Here is a 17,155-nt window from a genome sequence, read left to right as displayed (position 1 = left end):
GAACTGCTGGGGGAGGTGGAGCCGGGTCGATACCCCGCACACGCTTCCCGGAAGATTCCCGTACTTTCGCCCCGCAGCTGCCGCGGTGTCGCTTACACACCACTGCACCCACACACAGCACGTGGGAGCATGAACGGCCATTCACGGGAACGACGAGTACGTGGGACTCGCTTCCGGTCCTCCCGGCGGGAGGCGCGCAGCATCGGTACTCAACCGAGCAACTCAGACATCCTGCCACAGAACGCGGGCGATACGCCAATCGGGTTCACCCGCTGGGGTGCACGTCACACCCGCTGCGCGCCCGCCAAACCTCTCCCCCGCGGGAAAAACGCCGAGGGCCCGGCCCACTCCCGCGAAGGAGTGGGCCGGGCCCTGGAGTTGACCCGAGGTCAGATCGTCAATTACTTGAGGATCTTGGTGACCTGGCCGGCGCCGACGGTACGACCACCCTCACGGATGGCGAACTTGAGGCCCTCCTCCATGGCGACGGGCTGGATCAGCGCGACGGTCATGGCGGTGTTGTCGCCCGGCATGACCATCTCGGTGCCCTCGGGGAGGGTCACGACGCCGGTCACGTCGGTGGTGCGGAAGTAGAACTGCGGACGGTAGTTGTTGAAGAAGGGGGTGTGACGGCCACCCTCGTCCTTCGACAGGATGTAGGCCTGGGCCTCGAAGTCGGTGTGCGGGGTGACCGAACCCGGCTTGATGATGACCTGGCCGCGCTCGACGTCCTCGCGCTTGATGCCGCGGAGCAGCAGACCGACGTTCTCACCGGCCTGGCCCTCGTCGAGCAGCTTGCGGAACATCTCGATACCGGTGACCGTGGTGGTGGTCTTGGTGGTCTTGATGCCGATGATGTCGACGGTCTCGTTGACCTTGAGGATGCCGCGCTCGATGCGGCCGGTGACGACGGTGCCACGACCGGTGATCGTGAAGACGTCCTCGATCGGCATCAGGAACGGCTGGTCGGTGAGGCGGGCCGGGGTCGGGATGGCCTCGTCGACGGCGTGCATCAGGCCGAGGAGCTTCTCGCCCCACTCCTTGTCGCCCTCGAGCGCCTTCAGCGCCGAGACGCGGACGACCGGCAGGTCGTCGCCCGGGAACTCGTACTCGGAGAGGAGCTCGCGGACCTCGAGCTCGACGAGCTCCAGGATCTCCTCGTCGTCCACCATGTCGGCCTTGTTCAGGGCGACGACGATGTAGGGGACGCCGACCTGGCGGGCCAGGAGGACGTGCTCCTTGGTCTGCGGCATCGGGCCGTCGGTGGCGGCGACGACGAGGATCGCACCGTCCATCTGGGCCGCACCGGTGATCATGTTCTTGATGTAGTCGGCGTGACCCGGGCAGTCGACGTGGGCGTAGTGACGCGCCTCGGTCTGGTACTCGACGTGCGCGATGGAGATGGTGATACCGCGCTGACGCTCCTCCGGCGCCTTGTCGATCTGGTCGAACGGCGTGAAGGGGTTGATGTCCGGGTACGCGTCGTGCAGCACCTTGGTGATGGCCGCGGTCAGCGTGGTCTTACCGTGGTCGATGTGACCGATGGTGCCGATGTTGACGTGGGGCTTCGTCCGCTCGAACTTCGCCTTCGCCACTGCAGTCCTCCTGAGGACAGTTCTGTACGCCGTACGACGTCAGTTGGTCTGGATCGGGTTTTTGGTAACGGGGCGCTGGTGTCGCGCCCCGTAGCCGTCCCGCGGGTGGGGGTGCCGGAGGGCTCCCGGGCGGAACCCGGACGGGTGAGGTCCGGGTGCCCTCCTTCTAGCCTAAAGGGTCTGGTTCGTCCCGATTACCGGGACGTCACTCGCCCTTGGCCTTGGCGATGATGTCGTCCGCCACGTTCCGCGGAACCTCGGCGTACGAGTCGAACTGCATCGAGTAGCTCGCGCGACCAGAGGTCTTGCTGCGCAGGTCACCGACGTAGCCGAACATCTCGGAGAGCGGCACCAGCGCCTTGACGACGCGGGCGCCGTGACGCTCCTCCATGGCCCGGATCTGGCCACGGCGGGAGTTGATGTCGCCGATCACGTCGCCCATGTAGTCCTCGGGGGTGGTGACCTCGACGGCCATCATCGGCTCGAGCAGAGCCGGCGACGCCTTCTTGGCACCTTCCTTGAACGCCATGGAACCGGCGATCTTGAACGCCAGCTCGGACGAGTCGACGTCGTGCGACGCACCGTCGAGCAGGCTGACGCGGACGCCCTGGAGCGGGTAGCCGGCGAGCACGCCGAACTCCATGGCCTCCTGGCAACCGGCGTCGACCGAGGGGATGTACTCCTTCGGAACGCGGCCACCGGTGACCTTGTTCACGAACTCGTAGCCCTCGCCGGACTCCAGCGGCTCGATCGCGATCTGGATCTTCGCGAACTGGCCGGAACCACCGGTCTGCTTCTTGTGCGTGTAGTCGATGCGCTCGACGGCCTTGCGGATCGTCTCGCGGTACGCCACCTGCGGCTTGCCGACGTTGGCCTCGACCTTGAACTCGCGGCGCATGCGGTCGACCAGCACCTCGAGGTGCAGCTCGCCCATGCCGGCGATGATCGTCTGGCCGGTCTCCTCGTCGGTGTTGACCTGGAAGGACGGGTCCTCCTCGGCCAGGCGCTGGATGGCGACACCCAGCTTCTCCTGGTCGCCCTTGGACTTGGGCTCGATCGCGACGCGGATGACCGGGGCCGGGAAGTCCATGGACTCCAGGATGACCGGCTGCTTCTCGTCGGACAGCGTCTCACCGGTGGTGGTCTGCTTGAGGCCCATGACGGCGATGATGTCGCCGGCGCCCACCGAGTCGATCTCCTCACGCTTGTTCGCGTGCATGCGGTAGATCTTGCCGATGCGCTCCTTCTTGCCCTTGACGGAGTTCAGCACCGAGGTGCCGGACTCCAGGCGGCCGGAGTACACGCGGACGAAGGTGAGCTTGCCCAGGTGCGGGTCCGACATGATCTTGAACGCGAGCGCGGCGAGCGGCTCGTCGTCCGAGGCCTGGCGGACGATCTTCTCGTCGGGGTTGTTCGGCTTGGTGCCCTCGATGCCCTCGATGTCGAGGGGCGACGGCAGGTACTTCACAACCGCGTCGAGCAGGGGCTGGACGCCCTTATTCTTGAAGGCCGAGCCGCAGAAGATCGGGGTGAAGTCCGAGTTCAGCGTGCCCTTGCGGATCGCGGCGACCAGCAGCTCCTCGGGGATGTCCTCGCCCTCCAGGGCGAGCTCCATCACCTCGTCGCTGACGTTCGACACGGTGTCGAGCAGGGCCTCGCGGTACTCCGCGGCCTTGTCGGCGAGGTCGGCCGGGATGTCGACGACGTCGTACATCTCGCCCTTGGGCGCGTCCGCGGACCAGACCAGGGCCTTCATCTTCACCAGGTCGACGACACCGGAGAAGTCGCCCTCGGCGCCGATCGGCAGCTGCATGACCAGCGGGGTGGCGCCGAGGCGGTCCACGATGGTCTGCACGCAGAAGTAGAAGTCGGCACCCGTGCGGTCCAGCTTGTTGATGAAGCAGATGCGCGGGACGCCGTAGCGGTCAGCCTGCCGCCACACGGTCTCGGACTGGGGCTCGACACCGGCGACACCGTCGAACACCGTCACGCCACCGTCGAGCACGCGCAGCGAGCGCTCCACCTCGACGGTGAAGTCGACGTGGCCCGGGGTGTCGATGATGTTGATGGTGTTGTCGACACCGTCGAGGGTCCAGTGACAGGTCGTCGCGGCCGACGTGATGGTGATGCCGCGCTCCTGCTCCTGCTCCATCCAGTCCATCGTGGCAGCGCCGTCGTGGACCTCACCGATCTTGTACGAGACACCGGTGTAGAACAGGATCCGCTCGGTGGTGGTGGTCTTGCCCGCGTCGATGTGCGCCATGATCCCGATGTTGCGGACCCTGGCGAGGTCAAGGGAGGTTGCAGCCATGGTGGCTCGTTCTCTCTCTGTCTAGTGACGGGGTTCGGACTACCAGCGGTAGTGCGCGAAGGCCTTGTTGGACTCGGCCATCTTGTGGGTGTCCTCGCGACGCTTCACGGAAGCGCCCAGGCCGTTGCTGGCGTCGAGGATCTCGTTGAGCAGACGCTCGGTCATGGTCTTCTCGCGACGGGCGCGGGAGTAGCCGACCAGCCAGCGCAGCGCCAGGGTGTTGGCGCGGCCCGGGCGGACCTCGACCGGCACCTGGTAGGTGGCGCCACCGACGCGGCGGGACTTGACCTCGAGGGTCGGCTTGACGTTCTCCAGGGCGCGCTTGAGCGCGACCACCGGGTCGGCGCCGGTCTTCTCGCGGACGCCCTCGAGGGCGCCGTAGACGATCCGCTCGGCGGTGGAGCGCTTGCCGTGCAGCAGGATCTTGTTGACCAGCGAGGTCACCAGCGGGGAGCCGTAGACCGGGTCGATGATGACCGGGCGCTTCGGGGCGGGGCCCTTACGAGGCATTCTTACTTCTCCTTCTTGGCGCCGTAGCGGCTGCGGGCCTGCTTGCGGTTCTTGACACCCTGGGTGTCGAGCGAGCCGCGGATGATCTTGTAGCGGACACCAGGAAGGTCCTTCACACGGCCACCGCGGACCAGCACGATGGAGTGCTCCTGCAGGTTGTGGCCCTCGCCCGGAATGTAAGCGGTGACCTCGATCCCGCTGGTGAGGCGCACACGGGCGACCTTGCGGAGAGCCGAGTTCGGCTTCTTCGGGGTGGTCGTGTACACACGCGTGCAGACGCCGCGGCGCTGGGGCGAACCCTTCAGTGCGGGCGTCTTGTTCTTCTCGACCTTGTCCTGCCGGCCCTTTCGGACCAGCTGCTGGATCGTAGGCACCGTTTCTCCGTTTTCTGTGTGCCAAGGCTTGGTGGAACTAACCTGCGGTATGGCCCGCACACACCGACCCACGCGGTCGGGCGTGTTGGGCCTTCTTCGGGGGAAGAATCGCGGAATCCCATGAGCTGCGCTGCGGCTACGGCACGCACCGAGCGGGTGGAGTCTCCGCTGCGGCGGCCGATCTGCTGGCACGCACAAGGACCCGGGCACACCCCAGGCACAAGGTCAGAGCGTACCTAGCGCACAGGCGGCGGTCAAAACAAATGGGGCGCACCCGGCCGGGCACGCCGCCCGGCGCGGCGCGGAACGGGGCCGCCGGGCGCGGGCGGTCAGCTCGACGACGAGGACGCCAGCACGACGAGCAGGCCGATCAGCAGCCAACCGGCCACCGAGAGCCAGCCCAGCACCAGGCCCAGCACCGCCAGGCCGTCGCCGTCCTCGCGGGTGACGCGGATCCGGTTGCGCGCCATGTGGCCGGTGATCACGGCGGGCAGCCCGGTGAGGCCGCCGGTGACCACGGTCAGGCAGCCGAGCGTCGCGGAGGCGACCGCCAGGCCGTTGCTGCGGCGCGTCGGCGGGAACGGGTAGGGCGGCGGCAGGAAGGTCTGCGGCACCACCGGGGCGGGCGCGGCCGTCGGCTGCACCATCGGTCCGGAGGGCAGGTCGGCCACCAGGGCGGCCAACTGCCCGTAGGTGCTGGCCTGGTAGGTGGCGGACATCCGCTGCTCGTACTCGGCGGCGGTCAGCCGGCCCTCGGCGAACGCGGCCTTCAGCACGTCGACGGTCCGCTCCCGGTCCGCGTTGGCGGCCCGCATGGCGGACTGCGGCGTCGGTGCCGGCTGCCAGGGCTGCTGCCCGTACGGCGCCGGCGGCCCCCATTGACCTGCCACCGCGGCCACCTCCGAATCCCCGTGCTGCGATTGCCTTCCCAGCATGCAGGACGAACGGCGGCGCCGGGTAGTTGCCGGGGCGCGGCGGGAACCGGTGGCGCACCGCCGTTCGGGGGATGTGCGGGGTAAAGGAATGATCATAGGGTCGCACCGGCACCCCGTCCGGACCGCCCGCGAAGGAGACCACCCGCCATGGAGGCGACCACCCCGCCGCCCGCCGTCTCGATCCGCGACCTGTGGAAGCGCTTTGGCGCGCAGACCGCCGTCGCCGGGCTGAGCCTGGACCTGCCCGCCGGGTCGTTCATCGGCCTGGTCGGCCCGAACGGGGCCGGCAAGACCACCACGCTGTCGATGGCCACCGGGCTGCTGCGGCCCGACCGGGGCACGGTGCTGGTGCACGGCGCGGACGTCTGGCGGGACCCGGTCGCGGTCAAGGCCCGGATCGGCATCCTGCCGGAGGGGCTGCGGATGTTCGAGCGGCTCAGCGGGCGCGAACTGCTGCGCTTCAACGGGCGGTTGCGCGGGCTGGCCGGGAAGGAGACCGACCGGCGGGCCGAGGAGCTGCTGGCGGTGCTGGACCTGACCGGCTCCGCCGACAAGCTGGTCGCCGACTACTCCACCGGCATGCGCAAGAAGATCGGCCTGGCCGCCGCGCTGCTGCACAACCCCGACGTGCTGTTCCTGGACGAGCCGTTCGAGGGCGTCGACCCGGTCTCCGCGCAGACCATCCGCGGGGTGCTGACCAGGTACGCCGCCTCCGGCTCCACCGTGGTGTTCTCCAGCCACGTGATGGAACTGGTCGAGTCGCTGTGCGACTGGGTCGCCGTGGTCAACGCCGGGCAGGTGGTCGCCGCCGGGCCCACCGAGCAGGTGCGCGGCGGGACTTCGCTGCACCAGGCGTTCCTCGGGCTGGTCGGCGTCCGCGAGGACGACGGGAACGCGCTCGACTGGCTGGGCGGGGGTCAGCGGTGAGCACCGCCCTCGCCGAGGACCGCGCGGTCGTCCGGGCCCTGGTCGCGCTCAAGGTCCGGCTGCTGCTGAACGGGCTGCGCCGCAGCCGCGGCCTGGCCGTCGGGTACGTCCTCGGCCTGCTGATCGGGCTGCTGTTCGGGCTGTCCGGGGCCGTCGGACTGGTGGCGCTGCACGGCCGGGAGGGGGCGGCGGACGCGGCCGCGGTGCTGGTCACCGGGCTGACGGTGTGCTGGGCCGCGATGCCGCTGTTCTTCTTCTCCAGCGACGAGAGCGCCGACCCGACCCGGCTGACCGTGCTGCCGCTGCGGGAGTCCGCGCTGCTGCGCGGCACCCTGCTGGGCGGGCTGGTCGGGCCGGGGCCGCTGATCAACCTGCTGCTGCTGGTCGGCGCCGCGGTGGCGGCCGGGCGGGGCGCGGCCTCGGCGGCGGTGGCGGTGCTCGCGGTGCCGCTGGTCCTGCTGACGCTGGTGGCGCTGATCCGGTCGGTCGGGGCGGGCAACGCCCGGCTGCTGTCGAGCCGCCGCGGCAAGGACTTCGCGATCTTCGGCGGCCTGCTGTTCGCGGTCCTGGCGCAGGCCGGGAACCTGGGCCTGCAGAGCACCCTGAACGGCTCGGGCCGGGGCGTCGACCTGTCGGTGCTGCACCCGTACGCCTCGGTGGTGCGGTGGATCCCGCCGGTGGCGGCGATCGACGCGGTGCGCTCGGCCGGGGAGGGCGCGTACGCGGTCGCGGCCGGGCAGTTGCTGCTCACCGCGGGGCTGCTGGCGCTGCTGCTGCGCTGGTGGCTGCGCAGCCTGCGGGAGCTGATGGTGAGCGGCGACTCCTCGACGCTGCTGGAGACCTCGTCCGCCGCCTCCGCCCGGGCGGAGGGCCTGTGGCGGCTGCTGCCCGAGGGCCGGGTCGGCACCGTCGCCCAGCGGCACCTGCGGTACGCCTGGCGGGAGCCGCGGTCGAAGGCCGCGGTGTTCACCGGGATCGGCATGACCGCGGTGTTCGCGGTGCTGTCGGTGGTGCAGGGCTGGGGCTCGGTGTACGTGATCGCGATCGGCGGGATGATGCTCGGCCTGCAGTCCGGCAACCTGTTCGGCATGGACGGCTCCGGGTTCTGGATGGTCGCCGCGACCCTCGGCACCCGGCGCGACGCCCGGGACGAACTGCGCGGCCGGGTGCTGGCGATCGCGCTGTACGCGGTGCCGGTGCTGCTGCTGTTCGGCCCGCCGGTGGCCGCCCTCACCGGCGACTGGGCCGACCTGGCCCCGGCGCTCGGCCTGGCCCTGGCCGCGCTCGGCACCGCGCTCGGCCTGGGCTGCGTGCTCAGCGTGCTCGCCCCGTACGCCCTGCCCGCCGACGGCAACCCGATGCGCAACGCGGCGCCCGGGCAGAACGGCGCGGTGATGCTGAACGCCTTCGGCTCGATGGTCGGCGTGGCGGTGCTCTGCCTGCCGGTCGGAGCGCTGCTCGGCTTCCTGCTGCTGGGCCACCGCCCGGCCTGGCCGCTGCTCCCCGCGGGCGCGCTGTACGGGGCCGGGCTGGCGCTGCTGGGGATCCGGCTGGCCTCGGGGCGGCTGCTCGGGCGGGCGCCGGAGATCCTCGCCAAGGTGATCGAGCGGTGACGAGCCGCCGCGGGTCGGCGGCCGGGGCTGCGGTGCGCCGACCGGTGTCACCGGGGGACCGTCGCGGGGCGTGGCTGTCCCTGCTGGCCGCCGTGCTGCTCGCGGCCGTCGCGGGCCGGGCGCTGCTGGGTGCGCTGCCCGCCGCCCGGGCCCAGCAGCGGGCCTTCGCGGCCGCGCCGCGCTGCCCGGCGGCGGACGGTGCGGCCTGCGTCCTGGAGGTGCCGCTGACCGTCGTCGGGAAGGACCACCGGGCGGGGAAGGGCGAGGCCTGGTGGCTGCGGCTGGCCGGGGCGGACGGCACCGTCCTCCGGCCCGAACTGCCGGACGGCGACTCGCTGTTCGGGGCCGAGGACGGCGCCCGGGTCACCGCCGAGTTCTGGCGCGGCGGCCTGGTCGCACTCCGGCTGGACGGCGTGCGGCAGGAGACCACGGCGACGCCCAACACCTCGCACCACCTCCCGCTGGGTCTGGGCCTGGCCACCCTGCCGCTGGCCGCGGGCGCGCTCTGGCAGGCGCTGTGGCTGGGCCTGCGGTCCTGGCGCAACCCGCTGGTGCGGCCCTGGCAGTTGCGCTCGGCCCGGGAGGCGGCGCTCGCGTCGGCCGCGGTCGGCATGCTCGCCGGGGCGGTCGACGCGCCCGACGTCCCGTACTCCTCGGTGCTGGCGCTCCTCGGCGTACCGGCGCTGGCGGTGGTGGGCGGGCGGGCGCTGCTCCTGCGCCGCCGGGACCGGACGCCGCTGGTCGACGTCCCGGCCGTGGCGGCCCCGGGCCGGGTCTGCGTCCCGGGCGCGGTGGCCGGCCCCGGCGCTCCCCCGCGGACGATGGGGCACCACTGCCTGATCGTCCTCGACGGCCGGCTGTCCACCGCGCTGGGCGAGAACCTGTCGGTGCGGCCGTACCCGGCCCGGCTGGTGGTGGAGGAGGTCCGGCGGCCGTTTCGGGACGATCCCCTGGTGGGTACGGGCAAGGAGCCGCTGGCCGTCGAGTGCCGGGAGGCGGGGTCCGGTGCGCCGGTGCTGCTCGCCCTCGACGCGTCCGACGCGCCACCGCTGCTGGCGGCCCTCCGGGCGGGCGACGGGGCGGCGGCGGGGGCGGGGCCGTGACGGGGGGAGAGCAGGAGCGGTGACGGCGGGCGAGGAACAGCGCGGCGAACCGGCAAGCGTCGGGACGACCGGCTTCGGCCCGGTCGGACGGCCGGTCGTCACGGGTGGTGCGGCGGGCGGTCCCAGGGGCCCGTTCGGGCGGGGAGAGGTCTGGCGTCCGCCCGGGCAGCGGCTGACGCCGGACGAGCAGCGGCAGGCCGGGGCCTCCGTCGCGCTGGCGGCGCTGCTGCTGTTCCTGGCCGTCCTGCTGCTGCTGTTCGCCCTGCCGCACGCGCGGGCCGAGGAGCGGGCGTACGCCGCCGGGCGGTCCTGTGCCGCGGGCGCCCGGGAGTGCGTTCGGGAGGTGCCGATGACGGTCGTCAGCAGGTACGCCCAGAAGAGCACGGGGCGTCTGCAACTGCTCGGACCGGACGGCGGGGCGCCCCACGAGGTCCAGGTCCCGGCCGACGGACGGCTGTTCCAGCAGGTCGCGGTCGAGGACCGGGTCACCGGCGTGTTCTGGCGCGGCGCGCTGGTCGCGGTCCGGAAGGACTGGATGCGGGCGGAGACCTCGGACTCGCCGGACGGCGCCGGGCGCCCGCCGCTGCTGGCCGGCACGGCCGCGCTGCTGCCCGGCCTCGCCCTGGCGGGCAACGCGGTGCGGCTCCGGCTGCGGGCGCGGCACCGCGCCTGAACCGCGGCGTTCCCGGGCGGCGCCGGGCGGTGCGGCGCGCTCCGGCATCATGGAGGGCGTCCCCTCCCCCGTCCCCGCAGGAAGCAGGAACCGCCGTGGCCAGCACCGATCAGCCCGTGGACGAGCTGGTGGCGGAGGCGGTGGCCCGGGTCGCGGGGGCGTCCGCCGACGGCCTGGAGTACGTGGTGGACGGGGCCGCGTCGCTGCTGGCGGCCTCGGCGGAGCGGTGGCCCGCGGTGAGCCGGGCGCTGCTCGGGGCCGCGGAGCGCGCGGTGGGCCGCTGCTGGGCGGCCGGATGGCAGCCCGCCGACCTGGTGCGGGTGGCCCGGCGGGAGCTGGGCCCGGTGCAGGTCGCGCTGGCGGCGGACCTGATCGCGGCGGAGGGGCGGCGGCACCCGGCGGCGTCCCTGGACCGGCGCTGGCGGGAGCAGTTGCGGGAGCTGGACGCGCACCCGTGGTGGCCCTCCGACGAGGCGTACCTGCCGGAGTTCGCGTCCCGGCACCGGCTGGACCGGTTCGCGCTGGCCACCGCCGCGCTGGAGCTGCTGCGGGCCTGGGCGCTGCTGCCGCCCGTCCAGCCGGTGGGCCCGGCGCCCGGGCAGGCCGCCGCGCCGCGGGCGGGCGCGCCGCGCGCGGACGAGCCGCGGATGCTGGGCCGGATCCGGGCGCTGCTGGCGAAGGCCGAGTCGACCGGGTTCCCGGAGGAGGCGGAGGCGCTGACCGCGAAGGCGCAGGAGCTGATGGCCCGCCACTCGATCGACGAGGCGCTGCTCGCGGCGGGCGGCGGCCGGTCGGCGGACGATCCGGCGGCGGTGCGGATCGGCGTGGACAACCCGTACGAGGGCCCCAAGACGATGCTGCTGGACGCCGTCGCGGCGGCGAACCGGTGCCGGGTGGTGTGGGCGAAGGAGTTCGGGTTCTGCACGGTGATCGGATTCGACGCCGACCTGGACGCGGTGGAACTGCTCTACACCTCGCTGCTGGTGCAGGCCACGGCCGCGATGCACCGGGCGGGCAGCCGCAAGCACAAGGACGGCGCGGCCCGTACCAAGGCGTTCCGGCAGTCCTTCCTGGTCGCGTACGCGGCCCGGATCCGGGAGCGGCTGGCGGACGCCACCGAGCGGGCCACCGAGGAGGCCGCCCAGGAGGCCGCCACCGGTCGCGCGACCGCCGCCGACCCGGACGGCGCGCCGCTCCCGGCCGTCCCCGACGGCGGCCTGCTGCCGGTCCTGGCGGCCCGGGCGGAGGCCGTCGACGACGCGGTGGGCAGAATGTTCCCCAAGCTGGTGTCGCAGCGGGTGCGGGTGAGCGACGGCGAGGGCTGGGCCGAGGGCCGGGCCGCCGCCGACCGGGCCTCCCTGCACCGCGGCTCCGGACGCATCGAACGCTGACGGACCGTCGGCGCACACGGGGGGGACGACGATGGACTTCACGGAACGGGTACGGGGCGCCCTGCTCGGCGGGGCCCTGGGCGACGCCCTGGGCTGGCCGGTCGAGTTCCGGCGCCTGGACCAGATCCGGGCCGAGTACGGGCCGGACGGCCTGACCGACCTGGCCGACACCCCCCTCGGGGGCCAGGTCACCGACGACACCCAGATGACCCTGTTCACCGCGGAGGGCCTGCTGCGCGGCGGCCGCCCGGAGGACCTGCACGCCGCCTACCGCCGCTGGTTCACCACCCAGCGGCTGCCCGGACCCGGCCCCCGGCCCGACGGCTGGCTGGCCGCCCAGGAGTTCCTGTACGCCTCCCGGGCCCCCGGCAACGCCTGCACCACCGGCATCGCCACCGACTACCGGCCCGCCGCCCCGTTCGGCCAGGACGGCCCGCTCAACCCCCACTCCAAGGGCTGCGGCACCGTCATGCGCTCGGCCCCGTTCGGCCTGATCGGCCTCGATCCGCAGCAGGCCTTCCAACGCGCCGCCGTGGCCGCCCAGTTGACCCACGGCCACCCCACCGGCTACCTGGCGGCGGGCGCCTTCGCCGCCCTGATCACCCTGGTCGCCGCCGGTACCCCGCTGCGCCCGGCCCTCGACGCCGTCCTCGTCCGGCTCGACGCCCAGCACCGGGGCGCGGAGACCGCCGACGCCCTGCGCCGGGCCCTGCGGGTGGCCGCGGAGGGCCCCGGCAGCGCGGAGGCCGTCGAACGCGTCGGCCTCGGCTGGATCGCCGAGGAGTGCCTGGCCGTCGCCGTGTACGCGGCCCTGGTCGGCGAGGACGCCCGCGCGGCCCTCGTCCTGGCGGTCAACCACTCCGGCGACAGCGACTCCACCGGCGCGGTCTGCGGCAACCTGGTCGGCGCCCTGCACGGCCTGTCCGGCCTCCCCGCGGACTGGTGCGAGCTGGTCGAGGGCCGCGAGGTCGTCCTCCGGGTGGCCGACGACCTGGTCACCGCGTTCGCCCTCGGCGACCGCACGGCGCTGGACGGGCGCTACCCGGCGGGCAGGTAATCCAGGGGCCCGGGGAACGGCGGGTCCGAGCTGCGCAGTAGCCCCTTCAGGGGCCCGGGGAACGGCGGGTCCGAGCTGCTACCGGCCGGAGCCCATCGGAATGTCCGTGCTGCTTCGGGCCGCCTGAACAGAACCCGAAGCCAATGGCACGCACCGGCAGTGAACCGTGAGCAGTCCCGAGCCCGCCGTTCCCCGGGCCCCTGAAGGGCCCATCCGGGCACCGTCTCAGTCCCAGAGCGCGCCAAAGGCCAGCAGCTCCTCGCGGTACTCGATCCGGTCCACCCACTCCCGCGGCCAGGCGTCCGCGCCGTGCCTGGCCCCGGCGAACGCGCCGGCCAGGCAGGCCAGCGAGTCGGAGTCGCCGGAGGAGACCGCGGCGCGGCGGACGGCGGCGACCGGGTCGTCGGGCAGCAGGAGGAAGCAGAGCAGCGCGGTGGCGAAGGCCTCCTCGGCGACCCAGCCCTCGCCGGTGCGCTCGCACGGGTCGGCCTCGACGTCCCCCGCCGCGAGCGCCGCGTCGAGCCGGTCGAGGGCGCGCAGGCTCTCGTCCCAGCCGCGGGCGATGAACTCCTCCGGGGAGCCGAAGTGGTCCCGGGCGGCGAGGTCGCCGAGCCAGGTCGCGTCGTAGTGGGTGCGCTGCTGCTGCGCGTGGGCGCGCAGCCGGGCGGGGAGCTCGGCGGGGTCGACGCCCCGGGCGAGCCAGCGGACGGTGAAGGCGGTGAGTTCGCTGGCGGCGAGCGCGGTGGGGTGGCCGTGGGTGAGGCCGGACTGCAGCTGGGCGGCGCCGGCCACCTGGCGGTCGGTCAGTTCGCGGACCAGGCCGAGCGGGGCGACCCGCATGTTCGCGCCGCAGCCCTTGGAGCCGAGGTCGCTGGCGTCCTGCCAGGGGCGCCCGGTGGAGAGCCGGAAGCAGGAGCGCAGGCAGGTCATGCCGGGGGCCCGGTTGTTCTCCGGGGAACGCCACCAGTCGACGAACTCCTCGCGCAGCGGCAGTTCGAGGCGCAGCGGGGCGAGCGGCCCCTCGGTGAGGGCGTCGCGCAGGGCGCGAGCGAGCGCGAGGGTCATCTGGGTGTCGTCGGTGACCTGGGCCTTCTTCGGGAGCGGGAGGGTGCGCCAGGCGGGGCTGAGCAGTCCGATCTCGTGGAGGTTCAGGAATTCGGTGCGCTTGCCCAGGGCGTCGCCGATCGCCAGCCCCAGCATCGCTCCCGTCGCCCGTCGCACCGTGCGCCCCCTTCTTCGAACGTCGGTCCTCAGACCTCGACCAGTAGCTGTTCCAGCCCCCGGATCACGTAGCCGGGGCGCCAGGCGGGCTCGCGCAGCAGGCGTAGCCCGGGGGCCTTGCGGAGCAGTGCGCCGTAGGACTCGGTGAGTTCCATTCTGGCGAGCGGGGCGCCGAGGCAGAAGTGGATTCCGGCGCCGAAGCTGAGGTGCGGGTTGTCGGTGCGGCCGAGGTCGAGCCGGTCGGGGTCGGTGAAGCGCTCGGGGTCGCGGTTGGCGGAGCCGAACAGCAGGGCGACCTCCGCACCGCGCGGGACGGTCGTGCCACCGATCTCGATGTCGTCCAGCACCCAGCGTTCGAACATCTGCAGCGGGGTGTCGTACCGCATGAGTTCCTCGACGGCGGTGGGCAGCAGTTCGTCCACCGCGCCGCGCAGCCGGGCGAGTTGGTCGGGGTTGCGGAACAGGGCGAGCCAGCCGTTGCCGGTGGTGTTGACGGTGGCCTCGTGGCCCGCGTTGAGCAGCAGGACGCAGGTGGAGACGGTCTCCTGCTCGCTGAGCACCTGCCCGTCCTCGGCGGCCAGGGCCAGGGCGCTGATCAGGTCGGGGCCGGGCTCGGCGCGCCGTCGGCGGATCAACTCCCGCAGGTAGGAGGAGAATTCGAGGCTGGCGGTGACGGCGCGGCGGGCGGTCTCCGGGCTCGGGTCGAGTTCGAACATGCCGGTGATGTCGGCGGACCAGGGGCGCAGCAGGTGCCGGTCGGAGGCGGGGATGCCCAGCATCTCGGCGATCACGGCGACCGGCAGCGGTTCGGCGACCCGGGCGATCAGGTCGCCGCCGCCGTCGGCGAGCAGGCCGTCGACGAGTTCGGCGGCCAGCCGCCGGACGGTGGGGCGCAGCGACTCGACCGTGCGCGGGGTGAAGGCCTTGGAGACCAGGCGGCGGATCCGGGCGTGGTCGGGGCCCTCCAGGTCGAGCAGCCCGTGGTCGTTGAGGGTGTGGAACGGCTCGTACGCCGGATCGGGCGCGGGGCGGCCGAACTCCTCGTGGGTGAAGCGGTGGGTGTAGGTGCGGCCGAGTCGGCGGTCCCGCAGCAGCGCGTTGACGTCGGCGTACCGGGAGACCAGCCACTGCCCGGTCGGCTCGTGGCGGTGGACGGGCGCCCGTTCGCGCAGGGCGGCGTACGCGGGGTAGGGGCGGGCCACGAACTCGGCCGACCGGGGGTCGAAGGCGTCGGTCGTCACGGGGTCCTCCCTGGTCGTCGGGCCGCCATGCTACGCGGGCCGGTCCGCCGTCCCGCAGCGGGCAGCGGACGGCCGGCGACGGTCAGACTTCGGACAGGTCGCCGTCCACCAGGCGGGCCACCAGCTCCGGGAGCGCCTGCGAGATCGGTGTCCGGATCACCTCGTGCGCGGCCCAGTCCCAGGGCGTGGGTTCGCCGTTGACCACGATCAGCCGCGCGTCGTGCTCCAGCGCGATCTTCGGCAGCAGCGCGGCCGGGTGCACCTGCAGCGAGCTGCCGACCGCCAGGAACACCTGGCAGTTCCTGGCGATCGCGTCGGCCTGCTCCAGCACCCGCTCGTCCAGCGCCTCGCCGAACATCACGGTGCGCGGGCGCAGCACGCCGCCGCACTGCTCGCAGGCCGGGTCGTCCTCGCCCGCGGCGACGCGTTCCAGGGCGTCCGCCATCGGGCCGGTGGCCCGGCAGCGCACGCACTGCACCTCGGTGGCCGTCCCGTGCAGTTCGAGCACCTTGCGCGCCGGGAGGCCGGCGGCCTGGTGCAGCCCGTCCACGTTCTGGGTAAGGACCCGCACCGGGACGCCCGCGCGCTCCAGTTCGGCCAGCGCCCGGTGGCCCGCGTTGGGTGCGGCGCCGATCGCCCCGGCGTCCCGCCGCATCAGCCAGGAGCGGCGGCGCACCTCGCGGCTCGCCAGGTACGGGCCGATCGTCACCAGTTCCTGCGCGCTCGGGTCCCGCTGCCAGAGTCCTTGCGGGCCGCGGTAGTCGGGGATCCCCGAGTCCGTAGAGATGCCCGCCCCTGTCAACACCGCCACCAGCGGCCGCTTACCGGTCATGTCCCGGAGGGTACGGCCCGTCCCCGTCCGCGGCCACCGGTTATCACCGGCAGGAAGGCGGTCAGGTACAGCGCCGCGCCGACCGCCAGGTAGTCCAGGGACGCGGCCATGGCCAGGGTGCCCAGCAGCACCAGGGCGGGGCTCCACCAGGGGGTGGCGCGCCGCAGGGCCAGCCGGACCAGCAGCGCGATCAGGCCGACGTACAGCAGCACCGGCACCACGTCGTACACCACCGGCCGCACGCCGGGCACCGACCGGACCCGGTCGAACACCGCCGAGCGGGCCGCCCGGTCGGCGGAGACGGCGTTGGCGTACAGGTCGATCCCGGACTGGGCCAGTCCGGCGGCGACGCCCGCCCAGCCCGTCGCCAGCCAGGCCCGGCCCCACCGCGAGGTCCGGCCGCCCAGCCGCCACAGTTCGAGCAGGCCGACGCCCAGCAGCGCCAGGGCGGCGAACAGCGCCAGGTGCCCCACCGTCCAGCCGGTGCCCACGTCGCGCGAGCCCGGCAGCAGCCGCACCAGCCCGTACACCGCCATCAGCCCGGCCGACCACCCCAGCGCCCGTCGTCCCGTCACCATCTGCCCCGACCCCCTTGTGAGAATGCCCTTTCCGGCACCCCCAACCCTGCCGCGGCGGCCCGCGGCGCGCCTCCCCCGCGCCGGTGAGAGTCGGGCCTCCCCCGCGGGGAGGAGTCGGCTACTCCCCTGCGGTGACCGCGCCCGCCTCGTAGGCGAACACCACGGCGTGGACGCGGTCGCGCAGGCCGAGCTTCTGCAGGAGGTTGCTGACGTGCGTCTTGACGGTGTGCTCGCTGACCACCAGGGCGGCGGCGATCTCGGCGTTCGACATGCCGCGGGCGACCAGCCGCAGGATCTCCAACTCCCGTGCGGTGAGCGACTCCAGGAGCCGCCCGAGCGGCCGGGAGAGGGCCAGCGCGCCGCCCGCCTTGCGGGCGGTGACCTCGCCGATGACCCGGCGGGTGACGGACGGGGCCAGCAGCGCCTCGCCGGAGTGGACGACCCGGACGGCGTGGACGAGGTCGTCGCGGCGGACGTCCTTGAGCAGGAAGCCGCTGGCCCCGGCGTACAGCGCGTCGAAGACGTAGTCGTCGACGTCGAAGGTGGTCAGCATGACCACCTTGCAGTCGGGGTGGTCGGCGCAGACCCGGCGGGCGGCCTCCAGGCCGTCCATGACGGGCATCCGGACGTCCAGCAGCAGGACGTCGGGGGCGTGTTCGCGGACGGCCGCGACGGCCTGCCGCCCGTCGCCCGCCTCGGCGACGACCTCGATGTCGGGCTGGGCCTCCAGGATCATGCCGAATCCGGCCCGGACCAGCTCCTGGTCGTCGGCGATCACCACGCGGATGGTCAAC

At 73.3% G+C, this 17,155-nt stretch carries 16 protein-coding genes; 6 read left to right on the top strand and 10 right to left on the bottom strand.

All coding sequences use genetic code 11. The annotated features are described in order from the left end of the window. Positions 1-401 precede the first annotated feature (401 nt). From tuf to ACFY00_RS27030, 5 genes are all read right to left on the bottom strand, one after another. Complete coding sequence (gene tuf, locus ACFY00_RS27050) at positions 402-1,595, bottom strand: elongation factor Tu (RefSeq protein ID WP_285737068.1); 1,194 nt, start codon at positions 1,593-1,595, stop codon at positions 402-404. A gap of 205 nt (positions 1,596-1,800) precedes the next feature. Continuing rightward, positions 1,801-3,906, bottom strand: a complete 2,106-nt coding sequence (gene fusA, locus ACFY00_RS27045; RefSeq protein ID WP_388034153.1) for an elongation factor G — start codon at positions 3,904-3,906, stop codon at positions 1,801-1,803. 39 nt (positions 3,907-3,945) lie between these two features. After that, positions 3,946-4,416: a 30S ribosomal protein S7 gene (rpsG, locus tag ACFY00_RS27040; RefSeq protein WP_030457432.1), complete on the bottom strand. Its 471-nt coding sequence runs from the start codon at positions 4,414-4,416 to the stop codon at positions 3,946-3,948. A gap of 2 nt (positions 4,417-4,418) precedes the next feature. Further along, positions 4,419-4,790 (bottom strand): 30S ribosomal protein S12, encoded by a 372-nt coding sequence (gene rpsL / locus ACFY00_RS27035; RefSeq protein ID WP_014144289.1) that lies wholly within the window; start codon positions 4,788-4,790, stop codon positions 4,419-4,421. Positions 4,791-5,119: 329 nt separating this feature from the next. Then, positions 5,120-5,605, bottom strand: a complete 486-nt coding sequence (locus tag ACFY00_RS27030; RefSeq protein WP_388034200.1) for a DUF1707 and DUF4190 domain-containing protein — start codon at positions 5,603-5,605, stop codon at positions 5,120-5,122. 267 nt (positions 5,606-5,872) lie between these two features. On the opposite strand from ACFY00_RS27030, the gene ACFY00_RS27025 reads away from it, so the two are divergent. The 6 genes from ACFY00_RS27025 (at position 5,873) to ACFY00_RS27000 (ending at position 12,489) form a co-directional block, all read left to right on the top strand. Then, complete coding sequence (locus ACFY00_RS27025; RefSeq protein WP_388034152.1) at positions 5,873-6,652, top strand: ABC transporter ATP-binding protein; 780 nt, start codon at positions 5,873-5,875, stop codon at positions 6,650-6,652. Continuing rightward, positions 6,649-8,265, top strand: a complete 1,617-nt coding sequence (locus ACFY00_RS27020) for a transporter (RefSeq protein ID WP_388034151.1) — start codon at positions 6,649-6,651, stop codon at positions 8,263-8,265. The genes ACFY00_RS27025 and ACFY00_RS27020 overlap by 4 nt, the downstream gene beginning before the upstream one ends. Then, positions 8,262-9,368: a hypothetical protein gene (locus ACFY00_RS27015; RefSeq protein WP_388034150.1), complete on the top strand. Its 1,107-nt coding sequence runs from the start codon at positions 8,262-8,264 to the stop codon at positions 9,366-9,368. The genes ACFY00_RS27020 and ACFY00_RS27015 overlap by 4 nt, the downstream gene beginning before the upstream one ends. A 19-nt stretch (positions 9,369-9,387) precedes the next feature. Beyond that, positions 9,388-10,041 (top strand): hypothetical protein, encoded by a 654-nt coding sequence (locus ACFY00_RS27010; RefSeq protein WP_388034149.1) that lies wholly within the window; start codon positions 9,388-9,390, stop codon positions 10,039-10,041. Positions 10,042-10,136: 95 nt separating this feature from the next. After that, positions 10,137-11,432 (top strand): DUF2786 domain-containing protein, encoded by a 1,296-nt coding sequence (locus ACFY00_RS27005; RefSeq protein WP_388034148.1) that lies wholly within the window; start codon positions 10,137-10,139, stop codon positions 11,430-11,432. Positions 11,433-11,463: 31 nt separating this feature from the next. Then, on the top strand, positions 11,464-12,489 hold the full coding sequence (locus ACFY00_RS27000; RefSeq protein WP_388034147.1) for an ADP-ribosylglycohydrolase family protein: 1,026 nt from the start codon (positions 11,464-11,466) through the stop codon (positions 12,487-12,489). Positions 12,490-12,714: 225 nt separating this feature from the next. Here the strand turns inward: ACFY00_RS27000 and ACFY00_RS26995 are convergent, their stop codons facing one another. The 5 genes from ACFY00_RS26995 to ACFY00_RS26975 form a co-directional block, all read right to left on the bottom strand. Beyond that, positions 12,715-13,689: an ADP-ribosylglycohydrolase family protein gene (locus ACFY00_RS26995; RefSeq protein WP_388034199.1), complete on the bottom strand. Its 975-nt coding sequence runs from the start codon at positions 13,687-13,689 to the stop codon at positions 12,715-12,717. A gap of 50 nt (positions 13,690-13,739) precedes the next feature. Further along, a complete protein-coding gene (locus tag ACFY00_RS26990; RefSeq protein ID WP_388034146.1) occupies positions 13,740-14,951 on the bottom strand; it encodes a cytochrome P450 in 1,212 nt (403 codons plus the stop codon). A gap of 82 nt (positions 14,952-15,033) precedes the next feature. Further along, complete coding sequence (locus ACFY00_RS26985; RefSeq protein ID WP_388034145.1) at positions 15,034-15,783, bottom strand: NAD-dependent deacetylase; 750 nt, start codon at positions 15,781-15,783, stop codon at positions 15,034-15,036. Further along, positions 15,780-16,361 carry a hypothetical protein gene (locus tag ACFY00_RS26980; protein ID WP_388034144.1) on the bottom strand — a complete coding sequence of 194 codons (582 nt, stop codon included), beginning with the start codon at positions 16,359-16,361 and terminating at the stop codon, positions 15,780-15,782. The genes ACFY00_RS26985 and ACFY00_RS26980 overlap by 4 nt, the downstream gene beginning before the upstream one ends. Before the next feature lie 118 nt (positions 16,362-16,479). Further along, complete coding sequence (locus ACFY00_RS26975; protein WP_388034143.1) at positions 16,480-17,154, bottom strand: response regulator; 675 nt, start codon at positions 17,152-17,154, stop codon at positions 16,480-16,482. Position 17,155 lies beyond the last annotated feature (1 nt).

The sequence above is a fragment of the Kitasatospora sp. NPDC001540 genome, from assembly GCF_042894345.1.
In the GTDB taxonomy this organism is placed as follows: domain Bacteria; phylum Actinomycetota; class Actinomycetes; order Streptomycetales; family Streptomycetaceae; genus Kitasatospora; species Kitasatospora phosalacinea_C.
This window is presented reverse-complemented; position numbering and strand designations above follow the sequence as displayed.

Coding starts and splice junctions, on each gene's coding strand:
- fusA (WP_388034153.1), bottom strand. CDS start 3,906: ATGGCTGCAACCTCCCTTGACCTCGCCAGGGTCCGCAACATCGGGATC.
- ACFY00_RS26980 (WP_388034144.1), bottom strand. CDS start 16,361: ATGGTGACGGGACGACGGGCGCTGGGGTGGTCGGCCGGGCTGATGGCG.
- ACFY00_RS27030 (WP_388034200.1), bottom strand. CDS start 5,605: ATGCGGGCCGCCAACGCGGACCGGGAGCGGACCGTCGACGTGCTGAAG.
- ACFY00_RS27025 (WP_388034152.1), top strand. CDS start 5,873: ATGGAGGCGACCACCCCGCCGCCCGCCGTCTCGATCCGCGACCTGTGG.
- ACFY00_RS26995 (WP_388034199.1), bottom strand. CDS start 13,689: ATGCTGGGGCTGGCGATCGGCGACGCCCTGGGCAAGCGCACCGAATTC.
- rpsG (WP_030457432.1), bottom strand. CDS start 4,416: ATGCCTCGTAAGGGCCCCGCCCCGAAGCGCCCGGTCATCATCGACCCG.
- ACFY00_RS26985 (WP_388034145.1), bottom strand. CDS start 15,783: ATGACCGGTAAGCGGCCGCTGGTGGCGGTGTTGACAGGGGCGGGCATC.
- ACFY00_RS27000 (WP_388034147.1), top strand. CDS start 11,464: ATGGACTTCACGGAACGGGTACGGGGCGCCCTGCTCGGCGGGGCCCTG.